Below are 12322 nucleotides of genomic sequence, written 5' to 3'. Positions count from 1 at the left end.
ATAATGAATTACAAAATTAGTGTTATTGTGCCTATGTATAATGCGGAAACTTATATCGGTGACTGTATAGAGAGTTTGATAAATCAATCTTATTCCAATATAGAAATTATTTTAGTAGACAATAATTCATCTGATCGGACCATTCAAATAGCTGAATCATATAAAATGAGGGATGATAGAATTCAGGTGCTTCATTGTAAAAAGCAAGGACCAAGTGCAGCTAGGAATTTAGGGATAGAAAAAGCGAAGGGAGAATATATTACATTTGTTGATGCAGATGACTATTTGGAAATTGATACATATAGACTGGCTATTAGTAAATTAGAAAATAACACTCCCGATATTATACTTTTTGGCTATTATATTACAGATTGTTCAGGGCATAAAAAACAAAATAGCATTAATTATGTTCAGGATGGTTTTTTGCAAGGGGAATCTTATGAAAGTTTTCTGGAAAATATGATATTTTCACCGAAGGGTAAGAATGTACCGTCATATTCTTGTTTAAGAATTATTAAGCGTAATATTATTGATAAATATCATTTAAGATATGACGAAAGTGTAAGGAGATCCGAGGACTTTCAATTTTTGGTTAAGGTTCATTTGTATTCTAAAAATTTATATTCTATATATTCAAAGAAATTGTATGCGTACCGCCAGATAGATTCTTCTATTACTCATGGATATACCGTGGAATACTGGAAAATGATAGAAAAAATTTTTGATGATTTATATTTGTTTGATAGGATTCATAATAATAAGAAATTAAAAGAAAGATTGAATATGAGATTTCTGATATATGCACTGAATGCACTGGAAAATATTTGCAGGTTGAAACGAGAAAAAGGCAATTATAGAAGAGTTAAAGTTGTACTTAATAATAAGAATTTAGTGAATATTAAAAGACAAATAGGTGTTTTCCAGGGAATAAAAAACATAGGTATTTCTTATGTTCTATTAAAATTAGGATCTCCACTTTTAGTTCTTATTTATGAAGAAATCAGAGGATATAAGCATGGTTAATATTAATAAAAAAACAATATATTTTGATTTAGGAATAAGTATTGTTTTTGTACTACAAGGGCTGTTTTTCTTGCTGCAGGATTCGACTTTATTATATATGGGAACATTTATCAGTTGGTTTCTGATTTTACTATACTCTATTGATGGTCAGGGAAAACGGGCAAGTTTATTGTGTTTTGAAATTACTTATTTTGTTTTTTTGTTGGGAGGAACTTTTTTTAGTTATTTGATTGAAAGTCAGCCTCTTTTTATTTTTAATAATGATACGTTGCTTCACACATATTGCTTATTATATTTGTCGCAATTAATTTTGTATATAGGATATAGATGGTCAGAAATGAAGCATAAAGAACCAGTAATGAAATTTATTGAGGATTCCAATGATAAGACCAATATAAATATCCGGTATTATGCTTTAATAATTATGCTTATTTCTACAATTCCTGCATTAAGTGTATCCATTAATAATATTCGTTATGTTTCTGCAACGTCTTATGAGAACTTATATTTAAGAGCCGACAATAATTTACCTTTTGTAATAAATAAATTGGAACAAATTTTTCCGATTGCTTTTTTTTTATTTTTGTCTACCAAACCAAGCAAAAAAAGTGTTATTTTCCCTACATTACTTTATCTTGGTGTACAAAGTACAACTTTAGCTACAGGGAGAAGGACAGATTTTGTTTTGTCGCTCATGGTTGTGTTTTTTTATTTCCTAATTCGTAATTTTATTACGCCAAAAGAAAAATGGATTGGGAAAAAGGAGTTGTTGGCAATTGCAATAGGTGTACCAGTTTTAATTTTGCTTCTGGTCTATGTTAGTAATATTAGATCTGGAGATTCAACGGGTTTTTCGCTTGGAAGTGGGATCATCAAATTTTTTAGAGATCAAGGTGTAAGTATTACTGTCATTGAGTATGGCAAGGAGTTGATGGATCAAATTCCAAAACAATGGTATGCGTTTGGTACGATAATTGATTTTTTTAAATACAATGAAATAACGCAACTGTTTTGTGATTTTTCATCTTACGCGCCTCAATCAGTAGAGCAGGCATTGTATGGGAATTCGTATGGGGATACAATATCGTATCTTGTGATACCTTATAATTATTCACAAGGTTTCGGATTGGGGTCATGCTATATAGCAGAAATGTTTCAAAATTTTGGTATTCTAGGAGTAATCATTATTAATTTTATTTATGGATGGCTTTTGCAATTTTCGAATAATAGGTATGGGAAAAGCATTATAGGAAGTACATTTATTATTTTTATACTTATGCGACTGTTTTATGCTCCTAGGTCAACACCATTTTCATTCCTTTCCAGTACATTTACAATTACGAATCTTATTATAATTGTAGGGGGAGTTTTGATTATGAAAAGATTTGCTTTGAATAAAATTAAATTTCGAATAAGAAAAGAGCAAATTTTATAGGTTCTCGGGATGACAAAAATGAAGAAGAAATCATTAAGTGTAAATGCTGTTTTAAATATGTTTAGAACAGCTCTGTCGGTTGTTTTTCCGCTTATTACCTTTCCGTATGTGTCAAAAGTTCTGGCGATGGATAATGTGGGGAGATATAACTTTGCATATTCAGTGATTACATATTTTCAGTTGTTTGCTGCCTTAGGGATTAATACATATGCAATACGTGAGGGCGCTAAATTACGATCTGATTATAAAAAAATCAGCCAGTTTGCATCGGAAGTTTTCACAATTAATGTTTTGTCTACAATTCTTGCCTATATTATTTTGGGGATAACTATTTTAATATTGCCACAGTTTCAGGGGTATGGAGTAGTCTTATTTATTTTAAGTGGTGTGATTTTGACGACTACTTTGGGTTGTGAATGGGTCTATTCTATATATGAAGAATATTTGTATATTACAATAAGAGCAATTTTGGCATATGTTTTTTCACTCATATTACTTTTTGTGTTAGTAAAAAAACCAGATGATTTAATCAACTATGCAATTGTTACGACGGTATCAACAGGTGGAGCTAATTTGCTCTATATGTATTCGAGAACAAAATATTGTAAAATTAAAATTATATGGGATTTAAAAAAAATTCATTTTCAAAATCATATTAGACCAATTTTAATGATATTTGGAAATACAGTTACGACCAATATTTTTGTTAATTCAGGGGTATTGGTTTTAGGATTGTTATCCACGGAGTATCATGTTGCCTTGTATTCGGTATCGTCAAAAGTATATTCGGTAGTAAAAAATCTTCTGGCGGCTATTATAATTGTATCTGTTCCCAGATTATCTAATTATTGGGGAACGGCAAAAAAAGATTTGTTTAGAAAGACATTAAATCAGATTTTTATCGTGCTCATTTCATTGGTTTTACCAGCAGTTATTGGATTAACAGCTCTAAGTAGAGATATTATTCTACTGATATCAAATGCGAACTATTTACCAGCACAAACTTCGTTAATTATATTATGCTTCGCCCTCATTTTAAGTATATTTAACTGGTTTTTTACATCTTGTATTTTAATTCCAACAAAAAATGAAAAGAAGGTTTTTCGGACTACTACTATTTGTGCTGTTGTTAATATAAGCGTAAATTGTATTTGTATTCCTGTTATGCAAGAGAATGCGGCAGCCATAGCTACTATGTTTGCTGAAGGTATCGGTATGGTAATAAGTTATCAATATGCAAAAGATTTTTTTTCGCCAAACGCAAAAAGGAAAGATATAGCGTCTGTTATAATTGGGAGTGTGTTGATAATAGTTATATGTGTATTTTGTAGACACAATTTTATGAATTTGTATATTCGGCTAGGGGTTTCAATTGTTTCATCGATTATTGCTTATGGGGGTATACTTATTCTTATGAAAAATAGTCTCATAGTAGATTTCTTACACAATGTAAGAAATGGCAGAAGATAGAAGCAGGTAGTGTTATGATCGTCACTTCAAATGAAGTGGCGATTTTTTATAAACACATCTTTACTTTTTCGCTGTTGTATGACATAATACCAGTAAGATCATTTGCCGGCAATGATAGGAATCAAAGAGCAACCGTTTACAACTTACCGATAAAAGAGAGGGATCAGATCATTAACAGAAGCAGCAGAGTACCACGACAGCTTACGAAAGAGGAACGGATACGGGAGAACCTGCAGTGTGCGTGGTAAGGTGATTTTACAGCCACAGGGTAAGGAGTTTTTTACATGGTACGGTAAGGAGTTTTTTACATCACGCGGTAACGACTTTTTTACATGACAGGGTAAGGAGTTTTTTCCATCGTCCGGTAATCACTTTTTTACATCCCCTGCGGCGAGTTTTATCACAGGAGGAGTCAGCGGTTCATCCGATTTTGTATACTGTAAGCAGTACACAAGAGAGGAGACCTTTATGCTGACAAAAACAAAAATGCAGGAAATACAGGATCTAAAACTGCAAGGTTACACAAAAGCTGATATTATCAGATACTATGAAGCGCAGGGGCGCAAGCCTCCCAGCCGTCCCACGATCAGCAAGTATTATGACATGGATGTGCTCCCGGATGATCCCGGCGCTAAGCTCGCAAAACCAAAAACCTTTGACGCAGAACCTTTCCGCAGCACGATTATCAGGATCCTTGAGGCGAACAGTGGGAAAAGTTTCTGTATGTCATCTGTTTACGATGTCCTGGAAGAAAAATTCATCGAAAACGGAGACTATGAAAAACTTCCCGGTAACCAGCAGACTCTCCGGAACTACATCCATTATCTTGAGGATTCCGGACAGGTCAACAGGGAACCGGAGCACCGCCGTATCTATGATTATGTTTTTGATACACCGCCCGGGGAACAGATGCTCATCGACTTCGGTGAGGAGACTCTCTCAAAAACAACGCACATCCATTTCATCTGCCTTTTGCTGCGTTACAGTCGTTTTTTATGCGTTTATGCACAGGATCACAAGTATAACTCGGAAGAAGCCTGTAAGGCGATCTATCATAGTTTCTGCAGGCTTGGAGGGCGCCCTAAAGAACTGGTCATCGATCAGGACGCCGTGTTTGTCTCCAGTGAAACCTATGGTGAAGTCATCAAGACCAGGACCTTTGAAGATTTCTGTACAGAACAGGATATCCGGCTCTGGGTGTGTAATAAGGCGGACCCGGAAAGCAAGGGACCTATCGAAAACTCTGTTGGGTTCGTGAAGAAAAACTTCTTCAGTGCGCGGAAGGTCACCTGTATTGATGATGTATGGCGTTCCCTTCCCGGATGGCTGGAACGCAAAAACCAGCGGATCCACCGTTCCACCTTACGGGTCCCAAAAGCAGTCTACGACAGCGTTGAACGGTCAGCCATGCAGCCTCTTCTTCCATCCGTGTATGAAACATCTCCGAATACGTTCCGCACTTATGAAATCGCGGCAATGCCTTACGTCCTGTATAAATCTTGCAGGTATTCGGTTCCACGTGATTATGCTTTCAAAACGGTACGATTCAAAGTTGTCAGTGGGAAAATCCACATTTATGACGATCAGCTGAACTATATCTGTTCCCATAATCTCAGCGAGAGGAAAGGAAGTGTCAATCAGCTCCCGGAACACCGGAAACAGGACTCCGGAGACTGGATCGAGATCATGGAACGTCTCCGTGGGAAATGGAACTGCTATGACTTCCAGCACTTCATCAATGGTGTGAAAAAGGAAAATCCACGGCATATCTCCAAACAGCTTCGGGCAATTGAACAGTTCCTTGATTCTGAGAATCCGGATAAATCCCTGGTAGCGCAGGTGATGAAAGAATGCTGCCAGAAATACCGGTATCAGTTCTCACAGTTTAAAGTTGTTTACAGCCTTGCAAAAGCCGGCCGGGAACTGGCCACAGACGACTGCCGTGCCCAGGTTCCATCCGGCAGTGTCAGCTATACGGATCTTTCCGTTTATGCAAAAGCCTTTCAGGAACGCACAGAAAGGAAGGAGGCTGCTGCTCGATGAACCGTGAAATCTTAAAAAGTATGGATACCGGCCATATCCCCGTACAGCGGCTCACGGCCCTGCTTGAAACGTTCGCCTTGAAGCACGCGGCGCGTATGCTTCCGGATCTTCTGGAAACTGCAGATCTGCAGGTCTCCTCCTGCAGGGAATTCCTTCTGGCTGTTCTTGAGACCGAAGTCAAAGGTCGGAATGAACGGCGTCGGAAGCGCAACTATTCCGCAGCGCATTTTCCACCAAATATCCGACCATTGGAAGAGTTTGATCCGGAAGAGCTGGAGTCAGGTATCACCCACGCACAACTCTCCGTTTTAAAAGAATTATCTTGGCTGGACAACTGCGGAAACCTTGTCTTTGCGGGGCCTCCGGGCCTCGGTAAGACCATGGTTGCCTGTGGCCTTGGCCTACAGGCTGTCAACAGCGGCTATACTGTATGTTTTGAGAAGATGACCAGCCTGATCAAGATCCTTGATACCGCAGAGACAGAGCGTGCAGCCGGATTCCGGCTCAAAAATATCAAGAAAGCGCAGCTTGTCATAATTGATGAGATCGGCTACACACCGATCAGCCGCGGACAGGCAAACAGGTTTTTCACATTTATCAGTGATACCTATGAAACCAGTTCCATCATCTTTACCACCAACAAAGAGATCGTTGACTGGGCTGAGATGATGGGGGATCCGGTACTTACCACTGCAATGCTGGACCGGATCCTGCACCATGCCAAGTGTTACTCTTTCCGTGGGGAATCCTACCGGCTGAAGCACCCTGACCTTTACCCACAGGGAGAAACAGGGATGTAAAAAACTGCTTACCGGGTAAAGTAAAAAAGTGCTTACCTTACGATGTAAAAATCTGCTTACTAAGGTATGTAAAAAACTCCTTACCATACGGTGTAAAAAACATCTTACCTAACAATGTAAAAAAGTGGTTGACATTTGCACTGCAGTTTACGCTTTTGAGCGATGCTTTTTTATCCGCCCCGCCGGACCCGGTTTTACGGGGCTATGGCGGACAGTCAGTTCCTGGATAAGGGACGGACATTTCAGGAACTGCCCGGCCTGCAGATCTATTACGTCAGTGACAAAGACATCTGGAAAGCATTTCAGACAGTTTATCCGGTACGGAAGTACCTGGGAGATGAGGGACTGGCATATGACGACGGCAGCAGTGTCACCTATGTGAATACCGAGGTGGACGACGGGTCGGAGATCGCGGCGTTGATGAAGTATTTTAAGACGGCAGACCCGGAGGATGACAGCCAGGGGGATCTGTCCAGGAGAGTCCATTACCTGAAGTGCGAGGAAGGAGGCATAGAATATATGTGTGAATTAACAGAAGCAATTGAGAAAAGAGGAGAAGCCAGAGGAGAAGCTCGTGGCAGACAGGCGGTTGCCTTCAATCTTGCCAGTATGGGGATGACGGTAGATAAGATCGCCCAGGCGGTGGGAGAGACTGCTGCGGTGGTGCAGCAGTGGCTGGCCGGCGAGACGGAGAATGGTTGATTTTATCTTTCTTGCAAAGAGAAAAAGAAGGGTGTATAGTATTTCCAGAGATTATGAGGATACGAGGAGGAATAGAAGATGAAAAAGAGATTGGGAATGCTTGCTGTGGTGGCAGCGCTGGCAGTCAGTATGTTGTCTGTTCCGGTACAGGCAAAGGGAGCAGACAGTTATCCGGATGTGGGAGAGGGAGCCTGGTTTTATCAGGTGGTCACAGATGTGACAGAAAAAGGATATATGAATGGATATGATACCGGCTATTTTGGGCCTGGCGATGTCCTGTTGCGAGGACAGTTTGCGACAGTACTTTATAATATGGAGGGAAAGCCGCAGACAGAGTATCAGAAGCTTTTTCCGGATGTGCCGGACGGATGGTACTTCTCGGAACCGATTGTCTGGGGGAAAGAGACTGACATACTGACCGGATATGACAACGGGTGCTTTGGGCCGGCAGATCAGATTACCAGAGAGCAGATGGTGACGATCATGTACCGGTATGCACAGAGCAAGGGCGAAGATGTTGCGCCTGCAGGCAGTTATGCTGGTTATCCGGATGGCGGTCAGGTGTCTGCCTGGGCGTCTGATGCGATGAAGTGGGCGATCGGAGCAGGCATCATTCAGGGAAAGGGCACTGGGCTTCTGGAGCCTACGGGCCCTCTTGTCCGGGCAGAATGTGCGGCCATTATTTCCAGATACCAGGGAAAATATGCAGAGGAAGAGCAGGAACCGGCGCCGGATGTCCCGGAAGAACCGGAAGAACCGGAAGAACCGGGAGAATCTACAGAGCCGGATACACCGGAGGAACCTGCGGAATCTTACTGGGTCTTCCAGGATGAAGAAGGCGGATCTTTGACAGAACGAAATATTAAGATACGGAAGGGCATTACCATAGCGACCGCTGCAGGCGGCTATCTGATCGCGGCGCCGGATGAAGGGATTAACTGGGAGCGGGATCTTAGGAAATGTCATAAATGGGTCAGCAATAATCTAGAAGAGACATTGTGGGGAGGTGTGGCATCCTGGGAGGGAGATCTGGAAGGAATTATGCCGGGCACGGACAGTCCGCTTTTTGCCAGATGGACCTGGTGGGCCATGTCTTCCGATGAGAGATTAAGCTTCAGCGACTGGTTCCATAAGTATTTTGATCTGGAGTATTTCTATGAGCTTGCGGATCCCTATGCGGAAGAAAGTATAAAGCGCCTGAATATTAATGATGGAGAAGCATTAAGCGGGATTCTTCTTACAGAGGATGAGGCATTGAACCATTATCTGTCTTCCGGCTATCCGTCGGTTACGGAATCCGACCTTACGGTTCCGCCGGTAGAAGGAGCACAACTGGTTATCTACTATGGAAATGGGAAAGTGGTTCCCTATGATAAAGGGATCATCGTTTCTTACGATGTCTACGGAGGAACGGGACAGTGGGCGAATTATTTCCCCGATAAAGAAGGATGGGGAGTCGGTATTCCGCAGTGGGGCGTTCTGGTGACAGACGAATCTTAAATCCAGAGGACTGATAGGAGGTCGTAACCATGGGAAAGCGAGAAGAACTGGATTGGCTGGTGCATGACGGGGGCGGGTATCTCCTGACCTGTGAGGTGGTGAGCCACGGGATCTCCAAGCCGACCCTGGCAGCATACGTCAAACGGTTTGAGATGATAAAAGCTGCCCACGGCGTGTATTGTACAAAGGATACCACGCCGGATCCTTTCTATATTTTATATTTAAGAAATAAAAAGATCTATTTTTCCCACGCAACTTCTCTGTGGCTGCTGGGAATGGAGAAGGAGCAGCCGCCGAGGATGGAGGTAACTGTGCGGGAGGGCTATAATGCTTCCCATCTTCGCAGCCGGGACGTGCATGTGTATCAGGTGAAAAAGGAGCATTATGAGGTCGGCGCTACTAAGGGAGTGACGCCACAGGGGCATCCGGTCAGGCTCTATGATCTGGAGCGGACGCTCTGTGATGTGGTGAGGGACTGGCGCAATACAGACAGCCAGAGGACAGAACAGCTGTTTCAGAAATATCTGGAGTCGCCGAAGGCAAATGTCCCCAGGCTTATGGCCTATGCCGGTCAGCTGGGAATCCTGGAAAAGGTGAGGGCCTTTGTGGACAGATAAAAGAAAACAGGTAACAAAAAAACAGCCAGTGACGGATTGGCTGTTTTTTTATGCCTTTTTCATTTATTGATTAAGCGATTCCGTTTACGGCTTTTGCCAGGCGGGAGATCTTTCTGGAGCAGGTGTTCTTGTGGTAAACGCCTTTGCTTCCTGCTTTGTTGATCTCAACGGTAGCAACCTTCAGAGCTGCCTTTGCTGCTTCAACGTCTTTGTTTTCTACAGCCGCCTCAACTTTCTTTACGCAAGTTTTAACTTTGGATTTGATCGCTTTGTTTCTTGCAGCTTTTGTTTCGTTTACTAAGATTCTCTTCTTTGCAGATTTGATGTTAGCCAATTTGTCCACCTCCGATATCGTGTATTTCGATTGTTTTTGATCGATTGCCAGTTCGTTAGATCCGGACACGGACGTTCTAACGAAACATACTAGTTTATTTTAGGACAGAGAATGAATCCTGTCAATACATATTTCCGTAATAATTGTAAAAACTAGCAAATAAAAGGAAACGGAAATGAGGATGAGAGGCATGATTGAGAAGTATAGTATCCGGACAGATCTGGCGCTGGAGCAAAAGGAGCGGTTTGAGGCGGATCATGTGGAGATTCCTGGTGTGGTGGTGGAAGAGCAGGAGGATGCAGAGCGGGAGATTAAGATCACTACGGTACGGATCGAGACGGAAAATGGAGCAAAGATCATGAAGAAGCCGGTGGGAACATACATTACCATGGAAGCGCCTGGGATGGCGGTGCCGGATGAGGATTACCACCGGGAGATTGCAGTGGAGCTGGCAAAGTATCTGGAAGGATTTCTGCGGCCGGACCGGGAGGAGTATTCGGTGCTGGTTGCAGGTCTTGGCAACCGGAAGGTGACGCCGGACGCGCTAGGCCCTTATGTCGTGGATAATCTGAATATTTCCAGGCACATTATAAAGGAATATGGGCGTTATGCCATGGGAGAGGATCGGATCAAAATGGTAAGCGCCGTGGCGCCGGGGGTGACCGGGCAGACGGGGATGGAAACGGCAGAAATCATCCGGGGGATTGTGTCAGAGACGAAGCCAGATCTTCTGGTGGTAATCGATGCGCTGGCGGCCAGAAGTTCAAGAAGGCTGAACCGGACGATCCAGATCAGTGACGCAGGGATCCACCCGGGGGCAGGCGTAGGGAACTGCCGGAACGGGATTACGGAAGAGACCACAGGTGTTCCGGTGGTTGCCATTGGGGTGCCTACCGTGGTGGATGCGGCGACCATTGTAAATGATACGATGGAGAATCTGATCTGCGCCATGGAACATTCCGAGACGCTGCGCGGCGTGGGTGTGGTGCTGCAGGGATATAGCGCTGCGGAAAAGTATGAATTGGTAAAGGAGCTGATCTCGCCGCAGCTTCATGGAATGTTTGTGACCCCAAAGGACATTGATGAAACGGTAAAACGGATCAGCTATACGATATCGGAGGCGCTGAATCTGGTTTTTTCTTCCGGACATGCTCATAATCCATCTGAAAAATTCATATAGTGTTAAGACATCATTAAGAAGAGGGGGATCATTTGGGCCGGAAGCACAGGATCAGCCGTTTTTTTCTGGCTGTTGTGGCGGCGCTTTTGACGGCGGCGCTTATCAAAGAGTTCCCGGGGGAAGGAGCGGCGGCTGCAGGAAGCGCAGTCAACCGGCTGCTGCTGGAAAGAGCAGCCCGTACCTGCCTTGCCGGGGTGGTTTATGAAGCGGATCAGGCGGAAGCAGATCCGGAGGCCTGGCTGCTTCGCCGGGTAATGGAACTGATCCCGGCCTGCGTGTACACAGAGAAATGCCTGGCTGCGGGAACAGAGGTGGAAGATGGGAAGACCTACCAGATGATCCTTGCGGGACAGGAGAATGATGAGAATGTAGTGGATGAAGAAGGAAATCTTGTGGGGGAAAATAAAACTGCCCAGGCATCGGCTGCCCCGGCGCTGCCTGCCATAGATACGTCTATGGAAAAACTGCAGAATTATGAATATCTGCTGGGGAATTTTTATACCGTAGACAGCAGCACTATGGCGGACGCAGAGCTCCTGAATGCAGAGAAACTGCTGGGAAAGGATCTGAAGATTGACCGGGAGGTAAACGGGCCTAAGATCCTGATCTATCATACGCATTCCCAGGAGACATTTGCGGATTCCGTCCCGGGAGATGTGAACACGTCAATCGTGGGGATTGGAGCGTATCTGGCGTCGCTTTTAAACGATACTTATCAGATAGAAACACTGCATCATCAGGGGGTCTATGATCTGATCGACGGGAAACTGGACCGGAGCATGGCCTATCAGATGGCGGAGCCTGAGATTGCGAAGATCCTGCAGGAACATCCGAGTATCCAGGTGGTGATCGATCTGCACAGGGACGGAGTGGCGGAAGGGACGCATCTGGTGACAGAAATCGGAGGGAAGCAGGTGGCCCAGATCATGTTTTTTAACGGGTTAAGCCGCAGCAGGGCCAATGGAACGATCAGCTATCTTCCCAATCCCTATATTGAAGACAACCTGGCATTTTCCCTGCAGATGCAGATCCAGGCGGCCAGGAAGTATCCCGGATTTACCAGGCACATTTATCTTCGGGCCTACCGTTATAATATGCACCTGGCGCCCAGGACTCTTCTGGTAGAAGCGGGAGCTCAGACCAATACCGTGGAGGAGATGCGAAATGCCATGGAACTTTTGGCAGATACACTAGATTCTGTACTGACAGGATAAAATA

At 43.5% G+C, this 12322-nt stretch carries 11 protein-coding genes; 10 read left to right on the top strand and 1 reads right to left on the bottom strand.

Annotated features, from left to right (window positions below):
* The first annotated feature begins 3 nt into the window (after positions 1–3).
* The 8 genes from ABGT54_RS08280 (at position 4) to ABGT54_RS08245 (ending at position 9590) form a co-directional block, all read left to right on the top strand.
* On the top strand, positions 4–1023 hold the full coding sequence (locus ABGT54_RS08280) for a glycosyltransferase family 2 protein (RefSeq protein ID WP_346663653.1): 1020 nt from the start codon (positions 4–6) through the stop codon (positions 1021–1023).
* Positions 1016–2458, top strand: a complete 1443-nt coding sequence (locus tag ABGT54_RS08275) for an O-antigen polysaccharide polymerase Wzy family protein (RefSeq protein WP_346663652.1) — start codon at positions 1016–1018, stop codon at positions 2456–2458. The genes ABGT54_RS08280 and ABGT54_RS08275 overlap by 8 nt, the downstream gene beginning before the upstream one ends.
* Before the next feature lie 18 nt (positions 2459–2476).
* Entirely contained in the window at positions 2477–3928 is a 1452-nt protein-coding gene (locus ABGT54_RS08270) for a flippase (protein WP_346663651.1), read from the top strand.
* Between the two features lie 468 nt (positions 3929–4396).
* The gene (locus tag ABGT54_RS08265; RefSeq protein WP_346663650.1) at positions 4397–5971 is read left to right on the top strand and encodes a hypothetical protein; all 1575 of its coding nucleotides are present in this window, start codon (positions 4397–4399) and stop codon (positions 5969–5971) included.
* Positions 5968–6771: an IS21-like element helper ATPase IstB gene (istB, locus tag ABGT54_RS08260; RefSeq protein WP_206415744.1), complete on the top strand. Its 804-nt coding sequence runs from the start codon at positions 5968–5970 to the stop codon at positions 6769–6771. Before ABGT54_RS08265 ends, istB begins: the two co-directional genes overlap by 4 nt.
* A gap of 162 nt (positions 6772–6933) precedes the next feature.
* Positions 6934–7473, top strand: a complete 540-nt coding sequence (locus tag ABGT54_RS08255; protein WP_346663649.1) for a hypothetical protein — start codon at positions 6934–6936, stop codon at positions 7471–7473.
* 78 nt (positions 7474–7551) lie between these two features.
* Positions 7552–8973: an S-layer homology domain-containing protein gene (locus tag ABGT54_RS08250; RefSeq protein WP_346663648.1), complete on the top strand. Its 1422-nt coding sequence runs from the start codon at positions 7552–7554 to the stop codon at positions 8971–8973.
* Between the two features lie 29 nt (positions 8974–9002).
* The gene (locus ABGT54_RS08245; RefSeq protein WP_346663647.1) at positions 9003–9590 is read left to right on the top strand and encodes a type IV toxin-antitoxin system AbiEi family antitoxin domain-containing protein; all 588 of its coding nucleotides are present in this window, start codon (positions 9003–9005) and stop codon (positions 9588–9590) included.
* A 70-nt stretch (positions 9591–9660) separates the two neighbouring features.
* On the opposite strand, the gene rpsT is transcribed toward ABGT54_RS08245, so the two are convergent.
* Positions 9661–9924: a 30S ribosomal protein S20 gene (gene rpsT / locus ABGT54_RS08240; RefSeq protein ID WP_346663646.1), complete on the bottom strand. Its 264-nt coding sequence runs from the start codon at positions 9922–9924 to the stop codon at positions 9661–9663.
* A 190-nt stretch (positions 9925–10114) separates the two neighbouring features.
* Between rpsT and gpr the strand changes: the two genes are divergently transcribed.
* Together gpr and ABGT54_RS08230 are read left to right on the top strand one after the other, a co-directional pair.
* Entirely contained in the window at positions 10115–11104 is a 990-nt protein-coding gene (gpr, locus tag ABGT54_RS08235; protein ID WP_346663645.1) for a GPR endopeptidase, read from the top strand.
* 32 nt (positions 11105–11136) lie between these two features.
* Complete coding sequence (locus ABGT54_RS08230) at positions 11137–12318, top strand: stage II sporulation protein P (RefSeq protein WP_346663644.1); 1182 nt, start codon at positions 11137–11139, stop codon at positions 12316–12318.
* Positions 12319–12322 lie beyond the last annotated feature (4 nt).

It is taken from the genome of uncultured Merdimonas sp. (assembly GCF_963929015.1).
Lineage (GTDB): Bacteria > Bacillota > Clostridia > Lachnospirales > Lachnospiraceae > Merdimonas.
The sequence above is the reverse complement of the archived record's forward strand: the minus strand, read 5'-3'. Positions and strand labels throughout refer to the sequence as shown.

Bases quoted from the DNA above. Each gene is read 5' to 3' on its own strand.
- ABGT54_RS08280 (WP_346663653.1), top strand. From the start codon at position 4: ATGAATTACAAAATTAGTGTTATTGTGCCTATGTATAATGCGGAAACT.
- ABGT54_RS08275 (WP_346663652.1), top strand. From the start codon at position 1,016: ATGGTTAATATTAATAAAAAAACAATATATTTTGATTTAGGAATAAGT.
- ABGT54_RS08270 (WP_346663651.1), top strand. From the start codon at position 2,477: ATGAAGAAGAAATCATTAAGTGTAAATGCTGTTTTAAATATGTTTAGA.
- ABGT54_RS08265 (WP_346663650.1), top strand. From the start codon at position 4,397: ATGCTGACAAAAACAAAAATGCAGGAAATACAGGATCTAAAACTGCAA.
- istB (WP_206415744.1), top strand. From the start codon at position 5,968: ATGAACCGTGAAATCTTAAAAAGTATGGATACCGGCCATATCCCCGTA.
- ABGT54_RS08255 (WP_346663649.1), top strand. From the start codon at position 6,934: ATGCTTTTTTATCCGCCCCGCCGGACCCGGTTTTACGGGGCTATGGCG.
- ABGT54_RS08250 (WP_346663648.1), top strand. From the start codon at position 7,552: ATGAAAAAGAGATTGGGAATGCTTGCTGTGGTGGCAGCGCTGGCAGTC.
- ABGT54_RS08245 (WP_346663647.1), top strand. From the start codon at position 9,003: ATGGGAAAGCGAGAAGAACTGGATTGGCTGGTGCATGACGGGGGCGGG.
- gpr (WP_346663645.1), top strand. From the start codon at position 10,115: ATGATTGAGAAGTATAGTATCCGGACAGATCTGGCGCTGGAGCAAAAG.